Origin of the sequence: Mycobacterium sp. HUMS_12744610 (assembly GCF_041206865.1) — a bacterium.
Lineage (GTDB): Bacteria > Actinomycetota > Actinomycetes > Mycobacteriales > Mycobacteriaceae > Mycobacterium > Mycobacterium servetii.
In genome coordinates this window covers 5,464,150-5,485,379 of sequence record NZ_JBGEDP010000001.1, presented here as the reverse complement: position 1 = coordinate 5,485,379, position 21,230 = coordinate 5,464,150, and the positions used below count along the sequence as shown (strand labels likewise).

Sequence of the window (21,230 nt, the reverse complement as noted above, 5' to 3'; positions counted from 1 at the left end):
ATCTCTCAACATACCGGCGCCGCCCAGCCGGCGCCGCCCAGCGGGGGCCGGGCAGCGGGGGAAGTGCCGGGTCACCGGGCTACCCGCCGGCGGACTGGCAGACCTTCCACTGGTCGTCGCGGTACTGCAGGTCCAGGCTGCGCGTCGAGCGGAGCTGGGGGTCGTAGGCCATGAAGGTGGTGACGTTGGCCTCGGCGTGCGGGCCGTTGACGACGACCTGGTCGATGCTGGCGATGACGGGATATTGCCGGGCGGCCGAGACGCGGCGGTAAGTCTCCGCCCACTCGTGCTCGTCGAAGTCGACGTAGCCGTCGCGCGTGGTCCCGCACGTGAGCGTCCGCAGCGTCGTCAGATCCCCCCTTTGCACCGCGGCGTCGAAAGTCTGGATCGTGTGCCGGACCCCGTCCTCCTGCGAGGCTTTGGGGTGTTTGCCGCGGGTCAGCAGCACGGTGCCCAGGATCGCGATCGCCGCCAGGGCCAGCACCAGCACCACCAGCGCCAGCACCCAACCCCAGTTGACGTTCGGGGACGTCCGCAGCTTCGCCCCGAGTCGCGGTGGAATCGATTGTGGCACAGCGGCTTTCGGTGGCTGCTGCCCCGCTTGCCCCGTTTGCCGGGCCGGGTTGCCGGGCGGCGAGGCGAAAACCTCCGTGGCGGGGTCGGGGGTGGTGGGCATGACGGTGGTCTCTTTGGCGTCGAATCCGGGCGCGGTGAAGCGGCGTTCGCGCTGCGGGTTGTCGGGATCGGCCCGGGGGGCCTCGCCCCGCTCGGACTTGTTCATCACGACGGTCTCGGTCTCCGGATCGTCGGGCACCATCGGGTAGCTCTCGGTTGCTTCGTCGCCGGGTTCCACCGGGTGCTCGCGGTCGGGCTCGGGCGGATTGACCATGAGCGCTGCTGTCCTCCTACGAGTGGATAGTTGGGAGCTTAGCGACCCGCCACCCGGTTGGGGTCGCGGCCGAGGCGCGCCGCGACGCGCAAACGGGAAACGGCACAATGGGGTCCATGACGTCGATGGGTGACCTCCTGGGGCCTGATCCGATCCTGCTGCCGGAGGACATTGAAGCCGAAGCCGAACTGCTCGCCAAGGAGAACCCGAGCATCGTCGCCGCCGCCCATCCGACGGCGTCGGTGGCCTGGGCGGCGCTGCCGAGGAGGCGCTGGCCGAGGACAAGGCCGTCACGGCGTATGCCTACGCCCGCACCGGCTACCACCGGGGACTCGACGCGCTGCGCCGCAACGGCTGGAAGGGTTTCGGCCCGGTGCCGTACTCCCACGAGCCCAATCGCGGCTTCCTGCGGTGCGTGGCGGCGCTGGCGCGCGCCGCCGACGCCATCGGCGAGACCGACGAGTACGCCCGCTGCCTGGACCTGCTCGACGACTGCGATCCCGCGGCCCGCCAGGCGCTCGGGCTTTAGCCGGGGCGTCAGAACCAGGCGCTCCAGAACCGGGTCAGCGAGTTGCCCCACCCCACCAGCACGTGCGGCACTCCGGAAAAGTCGAACAGCACGTACACGATTCCGAAGAGCCAGCGGTTCAGTGCCGGCGCCAGGATCAGGAACAGCAGCACGAAGACGCCCCACTGCTTGGCCGGCGCCACCGCGCGCTGCGTCTCCGGGCTCAGGTGCGGCTCCAGGGCGTCGTAGCCGTCCAGGCCGGGGATCGGCAACAGGTTCAGCACCATCCCGGTGACCTGCAGGAACCCGAGGAACGCCACCCCGGCCCACAGCACCGCGTGGGCCGGGTCGAAGAAGAACCGGGTCAGGGTCAACAGCAGCACCGCGAGCAACAGGTTGGCCGCCGGGCCCGCCAGGCTGACCAGGGTGCGCCGCGCGGGCGTCATGAACCACGTCTGCAGATATACCGCGGCGCCGGGCAGGCCGATCCCGCCCAGCGCGACGAACACCATCGGCAGGAGCAGTGAGAGCGCGGGATGGCTGTAGCGCCGCGGATCCAGGGTCAGGTAGCCGCGCACGGCGGCGTCGTGGTCACCGAAGCGCCAGGCGGTCAGCGCGTGCCCGAACTCATGCAGGCACAACGACACCAGCCACCCGGCGACGACGAAGACGAACACCCCGGCGTAGGACAGCGGCCGCACGCTGGACCCGGCCAGCCAGGCCAGCACGCCGCCGGCCGCCGTGGCCGCCAGCAGGGCCAGGAAGACGGGGCTGGGGCGCACCGACTCGTGCTGCCGCGCGGGAAAGCTCACCGGTCGAAACTATCCGACAGCGAGCCAGCCCTCGACGTGGCGGTACAACGTCGACCGGCGCGCCGGGCGCGGCGCCGCGACGCCGTCGCGCACCACGATGACGCCGGTGCAGCCCAGCTGGGCCGCGCGGCCGGGCACCCACCCGCGGCCCGATACCCGGGCGCGCAGGCCGGGCAGCGCCCGCGTCGGCTCGATGCGCACCGCGGCGACATCGCCGTCGAACAGCGTCGTGTCGTCGACGATCGCCTCCCCGTGCAGCGGGAGCCCGTCGTCGGCCGGCAGCCAACGCGCCCGGCCCGCGATCGCGCACCCGGTGTCGTCGCGGATCAGCGGCACCCGGTGGGCCGCTCCGCGCCGGGCGCGCCGCGCCGCCCGGTGCCCGGAGGGCAGCCGGTAGGCGCGGGTCGCCGCGGTGCGGCGGCGCGGCACGTAGGCCACCTCGACGTCGAGCCGCTCCGCGCGCAGCAGCCGCGTCAGCACCGCGGCCAGGTCGGCGTCGTCGCCCAGTACCACCAGCCGGCGATGCGGCCCGACGGCGGCGTCCAGGGTGTTCGAGTCGGCCCGGCTTGCGGGGCGGAGCGCGGCCAGGCCGCGCAGCGGGCGCGGGACCCGGCGGTCGCCGAAAACCAGCACCGCCGACGTGGGGGTCTCGCCGTTCCCGCTCACCGGCTCCGTCATGACTTTCCCGGGCGCACGACCGGAAGCTACCAGGCGGCGTGATACATTCCCGCATCGTTCCTGGTAGGTGTGCGGAGGCTCGCGATGGTCGTACGGCGATGGAACGAGTCGGACGAAGCCAAGAGCACCTACGTCGAGGAGCTGTTCTCGGCGCTGGCCAAGCGCTACGACGTGATGACCGACGCGTGGACGCTCGGACTGCACCGACTGTGGAAGCGGCAGGCCATGAAGCTCTGCGCCGTCCGGCCCGGCGAACGCGTGCTGGACGTCGCGACCGGGACGGGTGACCTGGCGTTCGCCGAGGCGGCGGCCGTGGGGCCGGAAGGCCACGTCGTGGGCGTCGACTCCTGCGCGGCGATGCTCGACGTCGCTCGGGGCCGGCGGCGCGGCACCGTCGACTTCCGGGAGGCCGACGCCATGGACCTGCCGTTCCCGGATGCGTCGTTCGACGTGGTCACCATCGGGTTCGGGCTGCGCAACGTCGCCGACCGCGGCCGGGCGCTGCGCGAGTTCCGGCGCGTGCTGCGGCCGGGCGGCCGGTTGATGGTGCTCGACTTCAGCACGCCGACCTCGAAGAGCCTGAAAGCCCTGCACGACGCGCTCTACTTCGACGTGATGCCGGCGGTGGGCTGGGCCTTCGCCTGGCATCGCGACGCCCATCACTACACCTCCGACTCGATCCGTACCTGGATGTCGCGGGAGGAACTCCGCGAGGCGATGCGGGGCGCGGGTTTCGCCGACGCCCGCCACATCTCGCTGAGCACCGGGTTCGCAACGGTGCACCTCGGCTCGCGCGCGGCCGGCTGACGGTAACCGCGCCGCAGCCGGTTCCCCTCGCAAAAGCGCCGACGCTTTAGGATCACCACCGTGAGTGCAGTAAGCATCGCGAAGGGGTGCCGCGCGGCAAACCGGAGGCGCTGCGGCGCGGCAACTGCACGGACAGCGGCGCCGAAACGAAAACCGTTGCGGCGCTTGTAGGTGCACTGCTTTTACCGGCAGTGCCACAATCAGCAGGCGAGACCAGGTGGGAGCATGTCATGCCGGCAATCGTCCTCATCGGCGCCCAGTGGGGCGACGAGGGCAAAGGTAAGGCCACTGACCTGCTCGGTGGACGGGTGCAGTGGGTGGTGCGCTACCAGGGCGGCAACAACGCCGGTCACACGGTCGTGTTGCCCAGCGGGGAGAATTTCGCCCTGCACCTGATCCCGTCGGGGGTGCTGACGCCCGGCGTCACCAACGTCATCGGCAACGGCGTGGTCGTGGATCCCGGCGTCCTGCTCGACGAGCTGGCCGGCCTGCAGGACCGCGGCGTCGACACCTCCGGGCTGCTGATCTCGGCCGACGCGCACCTGCTGTTGCCCTACCACGTCGCCATCGACAAGGTGACCGAGCGCTACATGGGCAGCAAGAAGATCGGCACCACCGGCCGCGGCATCGGACCGTGCTACCAGGACAAGATCGCCCGCATGGGCATCCGGGTCGCCGACGTGCTCGACCCGGAGATGCTGACCCACAAGGTCGAGGCCGCGCTGGAGCTCAAGAACCAGATCCTGGTCAAGATCTACAACCGCAAGGCGCTGGACCCGCATCAGGTGGTCGACGCCCTGCTCGAGCAGGCCGAGGGCTTCCGGCACCGCATCGCCGACACCCGGTTGCTGCTCAACAACGCGCTGGAGGCCGGGGAGACCGTGCTGCTGGAGGGCTCGCAGGGCACCCTGCTCGACGTCGACCACGGCACCTATCCCTATGTGACGTCGTCGAATCCGACCGCCGGCGGCGCGGCCGTCGGTTCGGGCATCGGACCGACCCGGATCGGCACCGTGCTCGGGATCCTGAAGGCCTACACCACCCGCGTGGGTTCGGGCCCGTTCCCCACCGAGTTGTTCGACGAGAACGGCGAATACCTGACCAAGACCGGCGGCGAGTTCGGGGTCACCACGGGGCGGCGCCGCCGCTGCGGCTGGTTCGACGCCGTCATCGCCCGCTACGCCACCCGCGTCAACGGCATCACGGACTACTTCCTGACCAAGCTCGACGTGCTGTCCAGCCTGGACACGGTGCCGGTGTGCGTCGGCTACCGGCTCGACGGCAAGCGCACCCACGACATGCCGATGACGCAGCGCGATCTGGCCCGCGCCGAACCGATCTACGAGGAGCTGCCCGGCTGGTGGGAGGACATCTCGGGGGCGCGCGAGTTCGACGACTTGCCCGCCAAGGCGCGTGACTACGTCTTGAGGCTGGAAGAGCTTGCCGGGGCGCAGGTTTCATGCATCGGTGTCGGCCCGGGCCGGGAGCAGACGATCGTGCGCCGCGACGTCCTGGCGGCCCGCGCGTGACGGCCACCGAACCGGATCCCAAAGCCCTCGATCCCGAATACGAGCACCACGGCGGCTTTCCGGAGTACGGCCCGGCCAGCCCCGGCCCCGGGTTCGGCCGCTTCGTGGCGGACATGCGCCGGCTGCAGGACCTCGCCGTGTCCGCGGATCCCGGTGACGAGGTCTGGGACGAGGCGGCCGGCCGCGTCGCGGCGCTGGTGGAGCTGCTGGCTCCGTTCGAGGCCGCCGAAGGCAAGGCACCGGCGGGGCGCACACCGGACCTGCCGGGCATGGGAAGCCTGCTGCTGCCGCCGTGGACGCTGGCGCGTTACGGCCCCGAGGGCGTCGAAATGACCGGCTATTTCAGCAGGTTTCACGTCGGGGGCAACCACGCGGTGCACGGCGGCGTGCTGCCGCTGCTGTTCGACAACCTGTTCGGCATGGTCTCGCACGCCGCGGGCCGGCCGATCAGCCGCACCGCCTTCCTGCACGTCGACTACCGCAAGGTCACCCCGATCGACGTCCAGCTGGCCGTGCGCGGCCGCGTCACCGGCACCGAGGGCCGCAAGGCTTTCGTGTCCGCGGAACTGGTCGACGGCCAGGACGCGGTGCTGGCGGAGGCGAACGGCCTGATGGTGCGGTTGCTGCCCGGCCAGCCCTGAGTCGGGTCCGCCGCGCCCGCCCGCCGCGCACCTATCCTTGAGCGGTGACCGACGGCGTGACTGACGAAGGACAGCAAGAACCCGACGACCCGGACGGCCGGACCACCGCGATCGAGCTGACCCCCCCGGTCGGCGGGACGGATCCCGGCGCCCCCGCCCGCGGAACCGCCGAACCCGACAGGCCCCACGTGCTGCTGCTGGGTTCCGGTGAGCTCGCCCAGGAGTTGACGCTCGCGTTGCGGCGCCTCGGCGCGGAGGTGAGCGTCGCCGACGCGGACGCCGACGGGCCCGCGCACGCGGTCGCCGACCGGTCGCTGGCCGTCGCGCTGGACGACGCCGCCGCGCTGTCGGAGGCCGTCGGACAATTGCGGCCGGACTTCGTGGCGACCGCGAGCGGGTCCGTCACCGGCCTGGCCCTCGAGTCCCTGCAGGGCACCGAGCTGGTGCCGGGCGCCCGCGCCGTGCGCCTCGCTGGTGACCCGGAGCGGCTGCGCCGGCTCGCCGCCGACGAGTTGGGTCTGCCCACCGCGCCGTTCTGGTTCGTCGGATCGGTCGGCGAACTCGAGGCGGTGGCCGCCCACGCTGGGTTGCCGTTGCTGGTCAAGCCGGTGGCCGGAGCGCCCGGGCGCGGGCAGTCCGTCGTCACCGGGCGCCACGACCTCGAGACGGTCTGGCAGGGCATCGTGGGCAAGCCGGCGGGGGAGGGGCACTACCGGGTGTTGGCCGAAACGCTGGTCGACGTCGACTGTTTCGTCACCCTGCTCGCGGTGAGCAGCCGGGGGCCGCGCGGTGAGCGGATCGAGTTCTGCTCACCGATCGGGCACAGCCGCGCCGAGGCCGACGTGCTGGAGTGCTGGCAGCCGCAGCAGCTGACCCCGGCCGCGCTGGACGCCGCCCGCTCGATCGCCGCGCGGATCGTCAAAGCGCTGGGCGGGTGCGGGGTGTTCGGCGTCGAGCTGATGATCCACGGCGACGAGGTGTACTTCGCCGACGTCACCATCTGCCCCCGGGAGAGCGCCTGGGTGACCGTGCGCAGCCAGCGGCTCTCGGCGTTCGAGCTGCAGGCGCGCGCGATCCTGGGCCTGCCGGTGGACACGATCATGACGTCTCCGGGCGCCGCGCGGGCGATGAGCCGCGGTGCCGGGCTGCCGGGTGCGGGCGCCCTGACGCACGCGCTCGGCGTGCCCGAAAGCGACGCACGCCTGTTCGGGCCGGGACCGCGGGCCGGGTCGTGGGTGGCGCTGGCCACGGCACCGGACGTCGCGGCCGCGCGCGAGCGCGCCCGCGAGGTCGCCGCCCGGGCGCATGTGCCAGACTCGGGCCGATGAGCTACGCCGGAGACATCACGCCGCAGCAGGCGTGGCAGATACTCAGCGACAACCCCGATGCGGTGCTGGTCGACGTGCGCACCGACGCCGAATGGCGCGTCGTCGGGGTGCCCGACCTGTCGAGCCTGGGCCGCGACGTGATCTGCCTCGAGTGGCACACGTCCGACGGCCGGGTCAACGAGAACTTCGTCACCGAACTGCGGGACCGGATCGCGGCCGCCGGGCGTGAGCGGCCCGTGGTGTTCCTGTGCCGCTCCGGCGGCCGCTCCGCCGCCGCGGCCCACGTCGCGACCGAGTCGGGCATCACCCCGGCCTACAACGTGCTGAACGGCTTCGAGGGAAACGCCGACGCGGGCTGGCGGGCAACGGGATTGCCCTGTAAGCGTTTCTGAGGCGTCAGCCGGCCTGCCGTTCGGCCGCGTCGGCGCTTTCGGCCGCCGCCAGCGTCTCGGCTTGCTGCTCCACCCAGTTCACCAGCGGCCGCGCGTAGATCATCTGGCTGGTGATGGCCATCTGGCCCCGGGTACGACCCAGGAACGAGATGCCCCAGGCGAACAACGCGGCCATGCGATTGCGATACCCCACAAGGTAATACAGGTGCAGCAGCAGCCACGCCAGCCAGGCGATGAAGCCGCCGAACTCCAGCTTGCCGACTTTCGCGACGGCGCTGTAGCGCGAGACGAGGGCCATGCTGCCCTTGTCGCGGTAGCCGAACGGCTTTCGGTGGGCGGGGTCGTCGGTGCCCTTGACCGCATGCTTGATGAGTGTGGCCGCGTACTGCGCGCCCTGGATCGCGGCCTGGGCCATGCCGGGAACGCCGGGCACCGACATCAGGTCGCCCACGACGAACACGTGCGGGTGGCCCTTGACGGTGAGGTCGGGTTCGACGATCACCCTTCCGGCGCGGTCGGTTTCGGTGCCGTCGGACTGGTCGGCGATCATCTTGCCCAGCGGGCTGGCCTGCACGCCGGCCGCCCACACCTTGCAGGCGCATTCGATGCGCCGCTCGCGGCCGTCCTTCTCCTTGATCGTGATGCCCATGTAGTCGACCGCGCTCACCATCGCGTTGAGCTGGACCTCGACGTCCATCTTCTCCAGCCGGCGCTGCGCGATGAGACCCAGCTTCTCGCCCATCGGCGGCAGCACCGCGGGGGCGGCGTCGAGCAGGATGACCCGGCAGTCGCTGGGCTTGATGGTGCGAAACGCCCCGGCCAGGGTGCGTTCGGCGAGCTGGACGATCTCGCCGGCCAGTTCGACGCCGGTCGGTCCGGCCCCGACCACCACGAAGGTCAGGCGCCGCTGCCGCTCGGCGGGGTCGGTGGCGACCTCGGCCGCCTCGAACGCGCCCAGGATGCGGCCCCTGAGCTCGAGGGCGTCATCGATGGTTTTCATGCCGGGCGCGAACGCGGCGTACTCGTCGTGGCCGAAGTAGGACTGCTGGGCACCGGCGGCCACGATGAGGCTGTCGTAGGGCGTCACAGTTTCGATGCCCATCAGGTGCGACCTGACCGTCTTGGCCGTGAGGTCGATCGCGCTGACCTCACCCCACAACACCCGGACGTTCTGCTGCTTGCGCAGGACCAGGCGGGTGGTCGGGGCGATGTCGCCCTCCGACAGGATGCCGGTCGCCACCTGGTACAGCAGCGGCTGGAACAGGTGGGTGGTCGTCTTGGAGACCATGGTGATCTCCACGTCGGCGCGCTTGAGCGACTTGGCCGCCGTCAACCCGCCGAATCCGCTCCCGATGATGACGACGCGATGGCGCGACATACTCGTCCCCTCTGGTCTTTCGTGCCGGCGGTTTGCAGCGCATCAATACCGTACGACGCCGGGGCGGTGTCGGGGGCGAGTGTCATACCCGGGTGGCATGATCGCACGTATGTTCGATGGGGTTGCGGCCGTCGGGGCGTCGGGGGCGTTCGGGGAGTTGTTCGCCTATCGGCTCTCGCGGTGCGCCGAGGGACGAGGATGCGTTGGGCGCCGGGGCGGAGCGGGCGTTGACAAACTATCACATGCGCATGCCATGCGCATGTGATAGTTTGTGGTCATGGGAGTTGCGATTCAGATCAAAGATGTCCCCGAAGAAGTTCGCGACGCGTTGGCCGCCCGCGCCGAGGCGCGCGGTCAGTCCACCCAAACGTATCTGCGATCCCTGTTGGAACGGGAATACCAGGCTCAACGCAACCGGCAGCTCTTGGAGGCGTTGGCTGGCCATCGCAGCCTTACCATGACAGCCGAGGAAGTGGCGGCGGTCATCCGCGCCGACCGCGACGGGTGATTTTCCTCCCATGATCGTGGTGGACGCAGGCGTGCTGGTGTTGGCGCTCACGAGCAGCGCTCCCCAAGGCGACGCGGCACGCGCAGCGCTGAACGGCGACGATGGCTGGCTCGCGCCGGCCCACATGCCGGGCGAGGTGCTACGCACACTGCACAAGGCCGTATTGCGCAAGCAATTGGAGCCTGAGGACGCCGAGGCCGCCGCCGATACCGCCACGGCACTCGCCATCGAATACGTGCTTCCCGATGCACTGCTCCTGCGGACCGCCTGGGCCTGGCGGCACAACATCTCGATCTCCGACGGCCTGTATGTCGCGGTCGCCGCCGAACGCTCCGCCGCCGTGATCACCGGCGACAGCCGCTTAGCCAATGCGACTGATCGGCTCGGTATCCCCGTCACGATCACCCTGCTGTAATAACGCAACCGCAGATCGTGACCATCGGTGACTGCGGTGGCAGGTCGACCGGTGCAGCAGACCATCCGAGCGGGCACATTAAGGATTTGTCACCAACCTGAAGTGCTACTGCGCAACGCATTGTCTGATCAGGACGTTCCTCGGCTGGGCCGAAAAGCAGCTTCCCGACGGCACGCTGGTCCAGCCCGCCCGGTCGGCGGCTGTCCCGCCCCCGAACCCCAGGACTACTGCGCCCAGTCCACCGCGATGAATGCCCCGACGCGCTCGGGTCGCCTTACGCTTAGCGGGTGGAAGAGGCAGCCAAAGCCGACATCCTCGCCGCGCTGGATGACAGTGGGAAGCGGTTCGTATCGATGGTCCGGGGGCTCGATCCGGATCGCGCCGCGCGACCGGTGCCCGGGCTCACCTGGACGGCCGTGGAGACTGCGGCGCACGTGGTAACGGTGCTCGGCAGGCTGCTCGGCGATCGTCGACGCGCCGCCACAGGCGAAGGGGTTGCCGAGCTGAACGCGACCTGCCTCTCCGAGTACACCGACCGAGATATCAACGAAATCGCCGACAGGCTCGAGGCAAATCTGCGTACGGTGATCGACCGCGTCTACGCCAAAGTCGCCTTCGACCGTCAGTATCCCTTCCACGGTGGAGCAACGATCTCCGGCGGTGGTGGGGCTCGATGGATCTTGTGCGAGCTGCTCGTCCACGGCTACGACATCGCCGCTGCGACCGGAAATGAGTGGGCGATACCGGCCGCAGAGGCATCCATCGCGATTCGCGGCCCTGCTGAGTCGATGAATCGGCTGGTTGAGAGCAAGACTTCTGCCCGATATCGGGTCCGTCTGGGAGAAGACGACACAGTCGAGTTCGTCGCATCCTCGGGACCCCTGGCCGCCGGTGACGAGCCGATCGACGTAGAACCGGGCGAGTTCCTCCTGGCTTTCTTCCGAAGGATTGAAGTATCCGATCCACGTTTGGCGGCGGTTGTCGCTGATCTGCCGTCCCTCTAAAGCGCACAGCGCATCGCCGCCGGACGCCACCGCAACCGCGCGCGCCCACCGGCGACGACGAACCCCCGCCCTTCTAGGTCACGGCCAGCCGCGGGCGTTGTTCTTCAGCTTGTCGTTGAGGTCGACGCAGAAGTCGGCGGAGGTGCCGGCGAGCAGGATGTAGTAGGTCTCGACCTTGCGCAGGTCGCCGTTGGTCGGGGTCTCCCAACTGCCGTTGCACATGGCGCGTTCCCCGCCCGCGCTGGCGCGGCGCCAGTTGGTCATGACGCACTGCTTGAACGCCGCGATGCTGGCGTCGTTGAAGCTGCTCGAGCCGCTGCTCGAGCCGGTCGAGACGTTGCTCTTGGCGGCGACCAGCATCGCGCCGCCCCATTTGCCGTCGGCGCGCCGGTAGGCGCGCGCCCCGAACCCGGCGTTGTCCTTCTGGCAGGACAGCCCCCGGCGCAGCAGCGAGAAGGGGGCCGAAAGCTGCTGGTCGGTGACCGAGGCGGCGGCGTTGATGAAGTTGGCGGCGTCCGTGCCGTCGCCCTGCTGGATGTCCGGGTTGGCCAGGTCGATCAGTTGCTTCGCGATTCCGGCGTTGGAGCCGCCGCCGATGATCGGCGCGCCGCCGGAGGTCAGCGGGGGCAGGGTGGCGGTGGGATCGGCGTGTGCGGCGGCCGGCCCGGCGAAGGCGACCAGCAACGACGCGGCGAGAAGTGCAACTGTCCTCAGGCTCATAGGTCCTATGATCCGTCATCGCTCAGCAGCGCATTGAGCACGTGCCGGGTCTGCAGCCGGATGTATTCGTCGACGGTGTAGATCGGGCCGAAGTGCCAGTGCTTGAGCGCCCAGCCGTGGGCGATCAGCACGATGTCGAACACCGTGAGGTCGACGTCGACGTCGCGGAACACGCCGGCGGCGATGCCGGTCTCGATGGCCGCGCGCAGCGGCGCCGCGCTGGCGATCTCGAGATCCTTGATCTGCGCGCGCCCGGCGGGCCCCAGCGTGCGGCTCTCCCGGTAGGTCAGGACCACGCCGTCGAGGTTCTCGTCGACGATCTCGACGTAGCGGCGGATCCCCGCGGCCAACTGGGCGACGACGTCGTCGCCGGCCGCGGCCATCACCGGCGCCAGCTGGTCGCGGAACACGTCGAGGATCCGCACGATGGTGGCCAGCAGCAGGTCTTCCTTGCCGCCGAAGTACTTGTAGATCAGGCCGACGCTGACGTGGGCCTCGCGGGCCAGATCCTGCATGGACATCTGGTGAAAACCGGTGCGGCCCATGACCGCGACCGCGGCGTCGAGCAGCTGGCGGCGACGGGAGCTGGCCCGCGCCGCGCGCACCGCCTCCTCGACGGGAAGCTCCCCGTAGTCGACCGCCACTAGATGCCCAGGTCCTTGGCGATGATCGTCTTCATGATCTCGTTGGTGCCGCCGTAGATGGTCTGGATGCGGGCGTCGACGAACGCCCGTGACACGGCGTACTCCCGCATGTAGCCGTATCCGCCGTGCAACTGCAGGCAGCGGTCGGCAGTGCGCACCTGCAGGTCGGTGGTCCACCATTTCAGCTTCGCGGCCCGCGTGGCGGTCAGCTTGCCTTCCAGGTGCTCGGCCAGGCAGTCGTCGAGAAACGTTCGGGCGATGTCGATCTCGGTAGCCAGTTCGGCGAGCACGAACTGGCTGTGCTGGAAGCTCGAGATCGGTGAGCCGAACGCCGTGCGGCCGCGCACGTAGTCCAGGGTCTCGGCCAGGACGGCCTCGGCGGCGGCCACGGCGCCCACCCCCAGCGCCAGCCGCTCCTGCGGCAGGTTGCCGACCAACTGGTAGAAGCCCCTGCCCTCCTCCTCGAGCAGATTGTCCACCGGCACGCGCATGTCGGTGAAGGTCAGCTCGCTGGTGTCCTGGGCGTGCAGGCCGATCTTCTCCAGGTTGCGGCCGCGGCGGAAGCCGGGGGTGTCCGCGTCGACCACCAGCAGCGACAGCCCCTTGTGCCGGTCCGGCGAGGTGCGCACCGCGATGACGAACAGGTCGCCGCACTGCCCGTTGGAGATGAACGTCTTGGCGCCGTTGACCACGTAGTGGTCCCCGTCGCGCACCGCCGACGTCCGGATGCCGGCGAGGTCGCTACCGACGCCGGGTTCGGTCATCGCGATGCCGAGCACGGTCTGCCCGGTCACCACCCCGGGCAGCCAGCGTTGCTGTTGCTCGGGAGTGGTCAGGTCGGTGAGATAGGGCAGCACGATGTCGTTCTGCAGCGTGACGGCGATCGACTCGGCCGCCCCGGCCCGCTGCAACTCGTCGATGACGATCGCGTTGTAGCGGAAGTCGTCGACGCCCGGGCCGCCGAACCTCTCGGGCACCGAAAACCCCAGCAGCCCGAGCTTTCCGGCCTCGGCGAACAGCGACCGGTCCCATTGGCCGTCGCGCTCCCAGCTCTCGTGGTTGGGGACGACAGTCTGCCGCACGAAATCGCGCACCAGCTCGCGGAACTGGTGGTGCTCGGGGGTGTATTCCAGGCGTGCCATGCGGGTCCTCGGAGTCAGCGGAAGGCGTCGGTGCCGGTGAAGGCCTGGCCCAGGACGAGCTGGTGCATCTCGGCGGTGCCCTCGTAGGTCAGCACCGATTCGAGGTTGACCATGTGCCGGATGACCGGGTATTCCAGCGATATCCCGTTGCCGCCCAAGATGGTTCGGGCGGTGCGGCAGATCTTGATCGCCTCGCGGGTGTTGTTGAGCTTGCCGAAGCTGACCTGCTCGGGGCGCAGCCCGGCACCGTCCTTCAGCCGGCCCAGGTGCAGCGAGAGCAGCTGACCCTTGTGCAGCTCGAGCGCCATGTCGGCGAGCTTGGCCTGGGTGAGCTGGAATCCGGCGATGGGGCGGCCGAATTGGGTGCGCTGCGTGGCGTAATCGAGGGCCGCCTGCCACGCCGAGCGTGCCGCCCCCATCGACCCCCAGATGATGCCGTAGCGCGCCTCGGACAGGCACGACAGTGGGCCGCGCAGTCCCTTGGCCTCGGGCAGCATCGCCTCGGCGGGCAACCGGACGTCGTCGAGCACGAGCTCGCTGGTGATCGACGCCCGCAGCGACAGCTTGTGGTGGATGGTGTTGGCGGCGAACCCCGGGGTGTCCGTGGGCACGACGAAGCCCCGGATCCCCTCGGCGGTGGCGGCCCACACGACCGCGACGTCGGCCACCGAGCCGTTGGTGATCCACATCTTGCGGCCGTTGAGCACCCAATCCGAACCGTCTTGGTGCGCACGGGTTTTCATCGCCGCCGGATCGGACCCGGCGTCGGGCTCGGTCAGCCCGAAGCAGCCGAGCAGCTCGCCGGCGGCCATGCCGGGCAGCCACTGCTGCTTCTGCTCCTCGGATCCGAACTTCCAGATCGCGAACATCGCCAGCGAACCCTGCACCGACACCATCGACCGCACGCCGGAGTCGGCTGCTTCGAGCTCGGTGCAGGCCAGGCCGTAGTGCACGGCCGAGGCCCCGCCGCACCCGTAGCCGTGCAGGTGCATTCCCAGCAGGCCGAGTTCGCCGAACTGCTTTGCCAGTTGGCGGACCGGGAGGTCGCCGATCTCGAACCACTCCCCGATGTGGGGGAGGATGTGCTCGGCGCAGAATTGGCGGACGGTGTCGCGCACGGCGATCTCATCGCTGGACAGCGACGCGTTCAGGGACAGCGGGTCGTCGCGGTCGAAGGGGGGCGGGGTCTGGGTGCTCATGGGACTCAGCCTGCCACTAGCCGGCCATCGTCAGTCCACCGCTCACGCTGATCACCTGTCCGGTGATGAACGACGCCGCCTCGGAGGCGAAGAACAGCACCGGTGCGGCGACCTCGTCGGGCCGCGCCAGGCGGCGAAACGGGATCGCCTTGACCAATGCCTCTTTGAGCTTCTCGGGTTGCGCGTGGAACAACGGGGTGTCGGTGGGGCCGGGGCACACGCAGTTCACCGTGATCTGGTGGCGGGCCATCTCGCGGGCCAGCGACTTCGTCAGCGCGATCACCCCGCCCTTGGCGCCGGCGTAGATCGACTCGCCCGCGCTGCCGACGCGGCCGGCGTCGCTGGCCACGTTGACGACGCGCCCGCCCGAGCCCGCCTCGATCATGCCCGGCAGGAACGCCGAGCACACGTGCACCGGTCCCAGGTAGTTGATGGCCACCACCTTGGCCGCGAATTCCGGTGTGGCATTGAGGAATTGATCGGTGCGGTCCCAGCCGGCGGCGTTGACGACGATGCTGGGCACGCCGGCTTCGCTGTGGGTCCGGTCGCGCAGCGTGTCGACCCGCGCGGGGTCGGCGACGTCGACCGGCAGTGCGGTGACCAGGTCGGGTTGCTGCGCGGCGGTGGCCGCGGCGGCCGCCTCGTCGAGGTCGGCGGCGACGACGCGGTGGCCCCGGGCGGCGAAGGCCAGCGCGATCGCCCGGCCGATGCCCGATCCGGCGCCCGTCACCACCGCGAGCCCGCTCTGTGAATGGCTGTTCATTGCCGACGAATCTAGGTTCACCGTGCCCGCGGGGTCAAGGGCGCCGGCGCCGCCCGGTATCCTCGCCGCATGCGACGGCTGGCGTACCTGGTCGTAGACGTCGTCGGGGTGCTGGTGTTCTGCGCCGTCGGGCGCCGCAGCCACGACGAGGGCATCACCGTGAGCGGCGTGGCCACCACGGCGTGGCCGTTCCTTTCCGGGACTCTGATCGGCTGGGTGGCGGCGCGCGGCTGGCGGCGGCCCACGGCGGTGGTCCCCACCGGGGTGGTGGTGTGGCTGTCGACCGTGGTAGTCGGCATGGTGTTGCGCAAGGCCACCTCGGCGGGGGTGGCGGCGAGCTTCGTGGTGGTCGCCTCCACGGTCACCGCGGTGTTGTTGCTCGGCTGGCGGGCTGCCATGGAGCTGGCCCGGCGGCGCCGCTCGGGCGCCTGACCCGATCCAACGCCCCCACGACGACAGCCGGGATCCCTCCACGGGCGTGGGCGTGACGGCGACCTTCGGTGCGGTCGCCCGGGCGGTGTGCGCCGAGGACCACCTCTACGCCGACGACGACGCCGACACCCCGATCACGACCGAACTCATCGACATGCTCGCGGCCCAGACCCGGTTCCTGGACGAGTTTCTCGCCGCCGCCGGCCGGGACGGCATCCGCCAGGTGGTGATCCTGGGTTGCGGGCTCGACACGCGGGCCTACCGGTTGTGGTTGCCGCGGGAGACGACGGTTTACGAGGTCGATCGGCCCGAGGTGCTCGACTTCAAGTCCGCGGTGCTGCGCGGGATTTGCGCCAAGCCGATATGTCCCGGAGCAGTTGGCCGGGCACGGCCGGCTCACCGTCGAACGCGACGTCGCCGCGCTGTTCGCCGACATGGGGATGACCGAACTGTGGCGCGGCGGGCTGGACGATACGGCACTGTTCCCGGGGTTCGTCACCGCGACGCGGCGTTAGCGCTCACGGCGGACCACCGGATCCAGGGTTTACTTCAGTAACTTAATGGTTAATAATCTGAAAATCTGGGCTCGGCTCGCCTGTCCGCGCTCGAGCGCTGGCGAACTTTGACCATCGCCACGGGCGCGACCGAGGAGATCGAATGCATGATCAGCGACCGCGTCGACTGCGCGCGAGAGCCGTTGGACGACATCGCGCTCAACCAGCGGGAACGCTGGACGTGACCCGGATCGCCGTCGCCGCGCCGCGACGGGTCGTCGCGCTCGCGATCCTGTTCATGATCGCCGCGGGAGCCTTTGGTCTTCCCGCCGTGCGGAGCCTGTCCGCGGGCGGGTTCGCGGATCCGGAATCCGAATCCGCCCGTGCCACCGCGCTGCTCGCGGAGAAGTTCGGCCAGGGCGGGTTGGACATGGCGCTGCTGGTCAGCGCGGACGGCGGCGTCCGGGCCGGCCCGGGCAAGCTGGTCGGCATCGACATCGTCCGCCAGCTCGCGGCGTCGCCGTGCGTGGCGCGGGTGGCTTCCCCCTGGGACTCGCCGCGGCCGGCGCCGGGCCTGATCAGCGCCGACGGGAAGTCCGCGCTGATCATCGCCGAACTCAAAGGCGGCGAAACGGAGGCTCCCCGGCACGCGCAGGCGCTGGCGGACCGCCTGACGCGCGAGCGCGACGGCGTGCGGGTGCGGGCGGGCGGCACGGCGATCGTCTACGCGGAGGTCAACCGCCAGACCGAAAAAGACCTGGTGCGAATGGAAGTCATCGCGATTCCGCTGAGCTTCCTGGCGTTGGTGTGGGTTTTCGGCGGGCTGCTGGCCGCGGCCGTGCCGCTGGCCGTGAGCGGATTCGCGATCCTGGGTTCGCTCGCGGCGCTGCGCGCCCTCGCGCTGGTGACCGACGTGTCGGTCTTCGCCCTGAACGTGGCGGCCGCGCTGGGGCTGGCGTTGGCGATCGACTACACGCTGCTGATCATCAGCCGCTATCGCGAGGAGCTGGACCGTGGAACCCCGCGCGAGCGGGCCCTGCGGAACACCATGGCCAGCGCGGGGCGCACGGTGCTGTTCTCCGCGACGACGGTGGCCCTGTCGCTGGCCGCGATGGTGTTGTTCCCGATGCCGTTCATGAAGTCGTTCGCCTACGCCGGCGTCGCGGTGGTGGCGCTTTCAGCCTTGGCGGCCGTCGCCGTGGCCCCGGCCGTGTTGGTGTTGCTGGGCGACCGGATCGACGCGCTGAACGTCTGGCGAGCGGGTCGCCGGCTGTTGGGGCGCCCCGAACCGCAGCCGGGGCCCGTCGAGCGGAGCTTGTGGTATCGGATCGCGAATCTGGCCATGCGGCGGGCGATCCCGGTGGGCCTGGCCATCATCGCCCTGCTGCTCGTGCTCGGCACCCCCTTCCTCGGCGTCCGATGGGGGTACCCCGACGACCGGGTGCTGCCGGCGTCGGCGACCGCGCGGGCCGTCAGCGATCAGATGCGCAGCGAATTCGCCGCGAACTCCGAGACCAGGGTGACGGTCGTGATCCCGTCGATCGCCGGCTTGACGATGCCCGATCTCGACGCGTACGCCGCGCGGCTCTCGCGCGTACCCGACGTGTCGGCGGTCTCGCCGCCCGTGATCGCCGACGGTAGCGCCTACCTCACGGTCGACGGCACCGCCCCCTTGTATTCCCCGGCATCCGAGGAACAGTTGGACCGCCTGCACGCGGTGGCGCCGCCGGGCCGGCGGGCGGTGCAGATGACCGGGATGGCGCAGACCAATCGCGACAGCGTGGATGCCATCGTCTCGCTGGTGCCGTTGGTGTTCGGTTGCATCGCGGTCGTCACGCTCGCGTTGCTGTTCGTGCTCACCGGCAGCGTAGTCCTGCCGATCAAGGCGGTGCTGCTCAACATCCTGTCGCTGACGGCGGCGTTCGGCGCACTGGTGTGGATCTTCCAGGACGGGCATCTGGGGGCGTTGGGCACCACCCCGACCGGCACCCTGGTGGTCAACATCCCGGTGCTGATGTTCTGCATCGCTTTCGGATTGTCCATGGACTACGAGGTTTTCCTGATCGCCCGCATCCGCGAGTACTGGATGGCCTCGCCGCGGACCCGCGCCGACAACGCCACGAGCATCGCGCTGGGCGTCGCCCGCACGGGCCGGGTGATCACCGCCGCGGCGCTGTTGATGTCGATTTCGTTCGCCGCCCTGCTCTCGGCCGAGGTCTCGTTCATGCGGATGTTCGGGGTCGGGCTGACGATCGCGATCGTCGTGGACGCCACGTTGGTGCGGATGCTGCTGGTCCCGGCCTTCATGCACGTGTTCGGTGGCCTGAACTGGTGGGCGCCCCGGCCACTGGCGCGGCTGCATCGTCGGCTCGTGGGCGGCGAAGCGGCGGTGTCGGCGCCCGCCCCGGTCGCGACCGGCTGAGGGCCGCGCGTGAGAGGCTTACCCGATGCTTCGGTTCGTCTCCGTCGCCCAGGATGACCCGCTCGCGCAGCCGTTGCTGGCCGAACTGGCCGTCGAGTACGCGCAGCGCTACGGCGGCACGCCCAGCACGCACCTGGCCTGGTTGCCCGTCCCGCCCGGCGAACTGGTGTCACCGGACGGAGCCCTGCTGATCGGCGTGCTGGACGGTGTTCCGGTCACCGGCGGCGCCTTCCGCCGCTACGACGCCGACACCGCCGAACTCAAACGGATCTGGACCGACCGCGCGCATCGGCGCCGGGGGTATGCGCGGGCCCTGCTCGCGGCGCTGGAAGCCGAGACCGCCGCGCGCGGATACCGGCGGCTGTACCTGATCACCGGCAATCGCCAACCCGAGGCCGAGGCGCTCTACGACGCCACCGGCTACACCCGGGTGCCCGCCGATCCGCTCCCGTCCTGGGGCCCGTTCCGCCCGATCGCGTTCGAGAAGATGCTGGCGCCCGACGTAAGGCGGGCGTAGGTCACTGCCGATCAAGGCCTTTCGCCTCTACGAGACCCGCCCTGACATGGTAATTGTTGCTGGGAGGGTACTTCGGAGGTCGATTCGATGGGCATCGACACCTACCTCATCAAGGCGGGCGCGGTAGGTCCGTTCGTCGGTTCATTGAGATTTCCGGAGGCGAATCGGCGATCCCGGTGATCTACAGCAACATCATCCTGCAGGATGCCCGCTCACCGGAGAACGGCAACGTCTACGGTGTGCCCGAGCAGGGCATGCCGCCGACCGCGGCGGGTCGGGCACCGGTGAGCCTCGGTGAGGTCGCCGTGTCGACGACGCTGCGGCGCTCCGTCGGCGACAACGTCGAGATGGGCTCCCAGCTACTGCGCGTCGTCGGGTTGGTCAACAAGTCGACCACGCTTGCCGGCCAGCCCAATGCGTTCGTGACCCGCTGCACGTGGCCCGTCTGGCGATGCGGTACCTGACGATTCTGCTGTGGGCGGTGGCCACGTCGATCGTCGGATCGCTGATCTATCTGTCCGCGCTGGAGCGCACCCGCGACTTCGCGGTGTTCAAAGCTCTTGGCGTGGGCACTTATTCGGTGCTCGCCGGGCTCGTACTGCAGGCGGTGCTCGTCGCGTTGGCCGCCGCGATGCTGGGTGGTCTGCCGGCCGTGCTGATCGGCCCGCTGCTTCCGATGCTCGTGGTGGTGACCCCTCCCACGGGGTCTGCTCGTCGGCGGGCGTGCCGCCGGGTGTGGGTTCCGATGGTGTTCGCGGTCGCGGTGTGGACGAGCCGCGGCGTGCCGGCGGCGATCGCGGCCTCCACCACGGCCCGCATGGCGCCCACGGTGACGGCCGAGATCGCCGGCGTGACCCTGCTCCTGGTCGAAACGTATGCCGCGCAGTGGAACACGACGTCGGCCCCGGCGAACACATCGCTCAGCTCGGCGACCGAACCCAGGTCGGCGCAGACCCAGGTGACCGGGAGATCGGCGAGGGATCCGGTGTCGGTGCTCGCGCGTCGCGTCGCGGTGACGGTGTGCCCCTGCGCGATCAGTTCGGCGGTGAGGTTGGCGCCCAGCAGGCCGCTAGCTCCGGCTACCACAGCGTGTGCCATCTGGCTTTTTCCGTCCAAGGACAGGGTCGACGCCGCATGACCCCTCGGGGCCAAGGTCATTGCGGTTTACGTCACCGCGCGACGCGCGGGTGCGTCAGCTGTCGCGGGCCAGGGCGGCCGCCCGCCCGGTGGCCTCCCGGATCGGGCCGCGCCACACGTCGCCGTGACCGGGCACCAGCACCTCGGTGTCGAGCAGCGCCAACGCCTCCAGGCTGCGCAGGCAGTCCCGCTGGCTGTGGCTGAACACCGCCGGCAGCAGCTGGGGGCCGCTGTCACGCAGCAGCGGGTGGCCGGTGACCAGCGCGTCGCCGCTGACCAGGGCGCCGCCGACAAGGTAGGAACAGTGCCCGCTGGTGTGCCCGTGGGTGGGGATGGCCGTCGGGTGGCCGGGCAGCCCCGCGGCCGCCTCGGCGGTCAGTGGCCGCGCCGACGGGATGCCGTCGCGGATGAGGCCGCCGCTGCGCACCACGTGCAGACCCCACACCGCCCACCGCGGCCGCCAAACCCGCAGGGCGACATCGAAAACCGAAGCCTGCTCCAGGTGCTCCCGCTTGGCGTGGCCCACCTCGTCGGCATGGCAGTACACCGGGGTCCGGTGCTCGTTGGCGAACCAGATCGCCGAGCCCAGGTGGTCGATGTGCGCGTGCGTCAGCAGGATGGCGCGCACGTCGCCGGCCTCGTAGCCAAGCTGCCGCAGCGAGGCCAGCACGTCCTGCCGATCCCCGGGGTAGCCGGCGTCGATCAGCATGACCCCGGTGTCGTCGGAGACCAGGGTCCAGTTGACGGCCTCGCCCCGGGCGAGGTGAACGGTGTCGGTGACCTGAACAAGGGTCGGGGCCGGTCCCATGCCGCGAGTGTAGGCAGCAGGCCAGGAGCGATCGCAAGCGCGGCGAAGCCGGGCGCAGCGGGT

23 protein-coding genes and 3 pseudogenes are annotated in these 21,230 nt (G+C 70.2%); 15 read left to right on the top strand and 11 right to left on the bottom strand.

The features are described from left to right. Positions 1-79: 79 nt before the first annotated feature. The gene (locus AB8998_RS26700) at positions 80-889 is read right to left on the bottom strand and encodes an Rv0361 family membrane protein (RefSeq protein WP_369740929.1); all 810 of its coding nucleotides are present in this window, start codon (positions 887-889) and stop codon (positions 80-82) included. A gap of 116 nt (positions 890-1,005) precedes the next feature. On the opposite strand from AB8998_RS26700, the pseudogene AB8998_RS26695 reads away from it, so the two are divergent. Then, positions 1,006-1,418: pseudogene (locus AB8998_RS26695) on the top strand (DUF3151 domain-containing protein). 8 nt (positions 1,419-1,426) lie between these two features. Here AB8998_RS26695 and AB8998_RS26690 read toward each other — a convergent pair. Next, positions 1,427-2,209 (bottom strand): site-2 protease family protein, encoded by a 783-nt coding sequence (locus AB8998_RS26690; RefSeq protein WP_369740928.1) that lies wholly within the window; start codon positions 2,207-2,209, stop codon positions 1,427-1,429. Between the two features lie 9 nt (positions 2,210-2,218). Continuing rightward, the gene (locus tag AB8998_RS26685; RefSeq protein ID WP_369740927.1) at positions 2,219-2,887 is read right to left on the bottom strand and encodes a peptidase M50; all 669 of its coding nucleotides are present in this window, start codon (positions 2,885-2,887) and stop codon (positions 2,219-2,221) included. A gap of 84 nt (positions 2,888-2,971) precedes the next feature. Here AB8998_RS26685 and ubiE point away from each other — a divergent pair, with 84 nt between their 5' ends. The 5 genes from ubiE to AB8998_RS26660 all read left to right on the top strand — a co-directional run bounded on the left by ubiE (position 2,972) and on the right by AB8998_RS26660 (position 7,584). After that, positions 2,972-3,694: a bifunctional demethylmenaquinone methyltransferase/2-methoxy-6-polyprenyl-1,4-benzoquinol methylase UbiE gene (ubiE, locus tag AB8998_RS26680; RefSeq protein WP_369740926.1), complete on the top strand. Its 723-nt coding sequence runs from the start codon at positions 2,972-2,974 to the stop codon at positions 3,692-3,694. A 230-nt stretch (positions 3,695-3,924) separates the two neighbouring features. Then, positions 3,925-5,223, top strand: coding sequence for an adenylosuccinate synthase (locus AB8998_RS26675; RefSeq protein ID WP_369740925.1), 1,299 nt, complete (start codon positions 3,925-3,927; stop codon positions 5,221-5,223). After that, the gene (locus AB8998_RS26670; protein ID WP_369740924.1) at positions 5,220-5,864 is read left to right on the top strand and encodes a PaaI family thioesterase; all 645 of its coding nucleotides are present in this window, start codon (positions 5,220-5,222) and stop codon (positions 5,862-5,864) included. Before AB8998_RS26675 ends, AB8998_RS26670 begins: the two co-directional genes overlap by 4 nt. Before the next feature lie 44 nt (positions 5,865-5,908). After that, entirely contained in the window at positions 5,909-7,192 is a 1,284-nt protein-coding gene (purT, locus tag AB8998_RS26665) for a formate-dependent phosphoribosylglycinamide formyltransferase (RefSeq protein ID WP_369740923.1), read from the top strand. Next, on the top strand, positions 7,189-7,584 hold the full coding sequence (locus tag AB8998_RS26660; protein WP_369740922.1) for a rhodanese-like domain-containing protein: 396 nt from the start codon (positions 7,189-7,191) through the stop codon (positions 7,582-7,584). The genes purT and AB8998_RS26660 overlap by 4 nt, the downstream gene beginning before the upstream one ends. 4 nt (positions 7,585-7,588) lie before the next feature. On the opposite strand, the gene AB8998_RS26655 is transcribed toward AB8998_RS26660, so the two are convergent. Next, positions 7,589-8,962 (bottom strand): NAD(P)/FAD-dependent oxidoreductase, encoded by a 1,374-nt coding sequence (locus AB8998_RS26655; RefSeq protein ID WP_369740921.1) that lies wholly within the window; start codon positions 8,960-8,962, stop codon positions 7,589-7,591. A 277-nt stretch (positions 8,963-9,239) separates the two neighbouring features. Between AB8998_RS26655 and AB8998_RS26650 the strand changes: the two genes are divergently transcribed. The 3 genes from AB8998_RS26650 (at position 9,240) to AB8998_RS26640 (ending at position 10,889) form a co-directional block, all read left to right on the top strand. Next, positions 9,240-9,470 carry a FitA-like ribbon-helix-helix domain-containing protein gene (locus tag AB8998_RS26650; RefSeq protein ID WP_369740920.1) on the top strand — a complete coding sequence of 77 codons (231 nt, stop codon included), beginning with the start codon at positions 9,240-9,242 and terminating at the stop codon, positions 9,468-9,470. Between the two features lie 10 nt (positions 9,471-9,480). After that, positions 9,481-9,885, top strand: coding sequence for a type II toxin-antitoxin system VapC family toxin (locus tag AB8998_RS26645; protein ID WP_369740919.1), 405 nt, complete (start codon positions 9,481-9,483; stop codon positions 9,883-9,885). A gap of 287 nt (positions 9,886-10,172) precedes the next feature. Next, positions 10,173-10,889, top strand: coding sequence for a maleylpyruvate isomerase N-terminal domain-containing protein (locus AB8998_RS26640; RefSeq protein WP_369740918.1), 717 nt, complete (start codon positions 10,173-10,175; stop codon positions 10,887-10,889). A gap of 78 nt (positions 10,890-10,967) precedes the next feature. On the opposite strand, the gene AB8998_RS26635 is transcribed toward AB8998_RS26640, so the two are convergent. Genes AB8998_RS26635 through AB8998_RS26615 form a run of 5 tightly spaced genes read right to left on the bottom strand, consistent with a single transcriptional unit; the run spans position 10,968 to position 15,357 of the window. Continuing rightward, positions 10,968-11,618 (bottom strand): hypothetical protein, encoded by a 651-nt coding sequence (locus AB8998_RS26635; RefSeq protein ID WP_369741788.1) that lies wholly within the window; start codon positions 11,616-11,618, stop codon positions 10,968-10,970. Beyond that, positions 11,615-12,253: a TetR/AcrR family transcriptional regulator gene (locus AB8998_RS26630; RefSeq protein WP_369740917.1), complete on the bottom strand. Its 639-nt coding sequence runs from the start codon at positions 12,251-12,253 to the stop codon at positions 11,615-11,617. The genes AB8998_RS26635 and AB8998_RS26630 overlap by 4 nt, the downstream gene beginning before the upstream one ends. Further along, a complete protein-coding gene (locus tag AB8998_RS26625) occupies positions 12,253-13,395 on the bottom strand; it encodes an acyl-CoA dehydrogenase family protein (protein ID WP_369740916.1) in 1,143 nt (380 codons plus the stop codon). The genes AB8998_RS26630 and AB8998_RS26625 overlap by 1 nt, the downstream gene beginning before the upstream one ends. 14 nt (positions 13,396-13,409) lie before the next feature. Next, positions 13,410-14,594: an acyl-CoA dehydrogenase family protein gene (locus AB8998_RS26620; RefSeq protein ID WP_369740915.1), complete on the bottom strand. Its 1,185-nt coding sequence runs from the start codon at positions 14,592-14,594 to the stop codon at positions 13,410-13,412. Positions 14,595-14,610: 16 nt separating this feature from the next. Continuing rightward, positions 14,611-15,357, bottom strand: a complete 747-nt coding sequence (locus AB8998_RS26615; RefSeq protein WP_369740914.1) for an SDR family NAD(P)-dependent oxidoreductase — start codon at positions 15,355-15,357, stop codon at positions 14,611-14,613. Positions 15,358-15,426: 69 nt separating this feature from the next. Between AB8998_RS26615 and AB8998_RS26610 the strand changes: the two genes are divergently transcribed. The 6 genes and pseudogenes from AB8998_RS26610 to AB8998_RS26585 all read left to right on the top strand — a co-directional run. Further along, the gene (locus AB8998_RS26610) at positions 15,427-15,789 is read left to right on the top strand and encodes a DUF3054 domain-containing protein (RefSeq protein WP_369740913.1); all 363 of its coding nucleotides are present in this window, start codon (positions 15,427-15,429) and stop codon (positions 15,787-15,789) included. A 46-nt stretch (positions 15,790-15,835) separates the two neighbouring features. Beyond that, a pseudogene (locus AB8998_RS26605) lies at positions 15,836-16,147 on the top strand (class I SAM-dependent methyltransferase); the annotation flags it as partial. A gap of 434 nt (positions 16,148-16,581) precedes the next feature. Then, positions 16,582-18,705 (top strand): MMPL family transporter, encoded by a 2,124-nt coding sequence (locus AB8998_RS26600; RefSeq protein WP_369741787.1) that lies wholly within the window; start codon positions 16,582-16,584, stop codon positions 18,703-18,705. A gap of 25 nt (positions 18,706-18,730) precedes the next feature. Then, entirely contained in the window at positions 18,731-19,222 is a 492-nt protein-coding gene (locus tag AB8998_RS26595) for a GNAT family N-acetyltransferase (RefSeq protein ID WP_369740912.1), read from the top strand. Between the two features lie 176 nt (positions 19,223-19,398). After that, complete coding sequence (locus AB8998_RS26590) at positions 19,399-19,686, top strand: hypothetical protein (RefSeq protein WP_369740911.1); 288 nt, start codon at positions 19,399-19,401, stop codon at positions 19,684-19,686. Further along, positions 19,674-19,835: pseudogene (locus AB8998_RS26585) on the top strand (ABC transporter permease); the annotation flags it as partial. The gene AB8998_RS26590 and the pseudogene AB8998_RS26585, both read left to right, overlap by 13 nt. On the opposite strand, the gene AB8998_RS26580 reads toward AB8998_RS26585, so the two are convergent. Both AB8998_RS26580 and AB8998_RS26575 read right to left on the bottom strand, forming a co-directional pair. Further along, on the bottom strand, positions 19,796-20,320 hold the full coding sequence (locus AB8998_RS26580) for an NAD-dependent epimerase/dehydratase family protein (RefSeq protein WP_369741786.1): 525 nt from the start codon (positions 20,318-20,320) through the stop codon (positions 19,796-19,798). The pseudogene AB8998_RS26585 and the gene AB8998_RS26580 overlap by 40 nt on opposite strands. Positions 20,321-20,414: 94 nt before the next feature. Further along, a complete protein-coding gene (locus tag AB8998_RS26575) occupies positions 20,415-21,167 on the bottom strand; it encodes an MBL fold metallo-hydrolase (protein WP_369740910.1) in 753 nt (250 codons plus the stop codon). Between the last annotated feature and the right edge of the window lie 63 nt (positions 21,168-21,230).

Excerpts from the sequence above, each read along its gene's own strand:
- AB8998_RS26700 (WP_369740929.1), bottom strand. The coding sequence starts at position 889 with ATGGTCAATCCGCCCGAGCCCGACCGCGAGCACCCGGTGGAACCCGGC.
- AB8998_RS26685 (WP_369740927.1), bottom strand. The coding sequence starts at position 2,887 with ATGACGGAGCCGGTGAGCGGGAACGGCGAGACCCCCACGTCGGCGGTG.
- ubiE (WP_369740926.1), top strand. The coding sequence starts at position 2,972 with ATGGTCGTACGGCGATGGAACGAGTCGGACGAAGCCAAGAGCACCTAC.
- AB8998_RS26675 (WP_369740925.1), top strand. The coding sequence starts at position 3,925 with ATGCCGGCAATCGTCCTCATCGGCGCCCAGTGGGGCGACGAGGGCAAA.
- AB8998_RS26660 (WP_369740922.1), top strand. The coding sequence starts at position 7,189 with ATGAGCTACGCCGGAGACATCACGCCGCAGCAGGCGTGGCAGATACTC.
- AB8998_RS26655 (WP_369740921.1), bottom strand. The coding sequence starts at position 8,962 with ATGTCGCGCCATCGCGTCGTCATCATCGGGAGCGGATTCGGCGGGTTG.
- AB8998_RS26650 (WP_369740920.1), top strand. The coding sequence starts at position 9,240 with ATGGGAGTTGCGATTCAGATCAAAGATGTCCCCGAAGAAGTTCGCGAC.
- AB8998_RS26645 (WP_369740919.1), top strand. The coding sequence starts at position 9,481 with ATGATCGTGGTGGACGCAGGCGTGCTGGTGTTGGCGCTCACGAGCAGC.
- AB8998_RS26625 (WP_369740916.1), bottom strand. The coding sequence starts at position 13,395 with ATGGCACGCCTGGAATACACCCCCGAGCACCACCAGTTCCGCGAGCTG.
- AB8998_RS26620 (WP_369740915.1), bottom strand. The coding sequence starts at position 14,594 with ATGAGCACCCAGACCCCGCCCCCCTTCGACCGCGACGACCCGCTGTCC.
- AB8998_RS26615 (WP_369740914.1), bottom strand. The coding sequence starts at position 15,357 with ATGAACAGCCATTCACAGAGCGGGCTCGCGGTGGTGACGGGCGCCGGA.
- AB8998_RS26610 (WP_369740913.1), top strand. The coding sequence starts at position 15,427 with ATGCGACGGCTGGCGTACCTGGTCGTAGACGTCGTCGGGGTGCTGGTG.
- AB8998_RS26600 (WP_369741787.1), top strand. The coding sequence starts at position 16,582 with ATGATCGCCGCGGGAGCCTTTGGTCTTCCCGCCGTGCGGAGCCTGTCC.
- AB8998_RS26595 (WP_369740912.1), top strand. The coding sequence starts at position 18,731 with ATGCTTCGGTTCGTCTCCGTCGCCCAGGATGACCCGCTCGCGCAGCCG.
- AB8998_RS26580 (WP_369741786.1), bottom strand. The coding sequence starts at position 20,320 with ATGGCACACGCTGTGGTAGCCGGAGCTAGCGGCCTGCTGGGCGCCAAC.
- AB8998_RS26575 (WP_369740910.1), bottom strand. The coding sequence starts at position 21,167 with ATGGGACCGGCCCCGACCCTTGTTCAGGTCACCGACACCGTTCACCTC.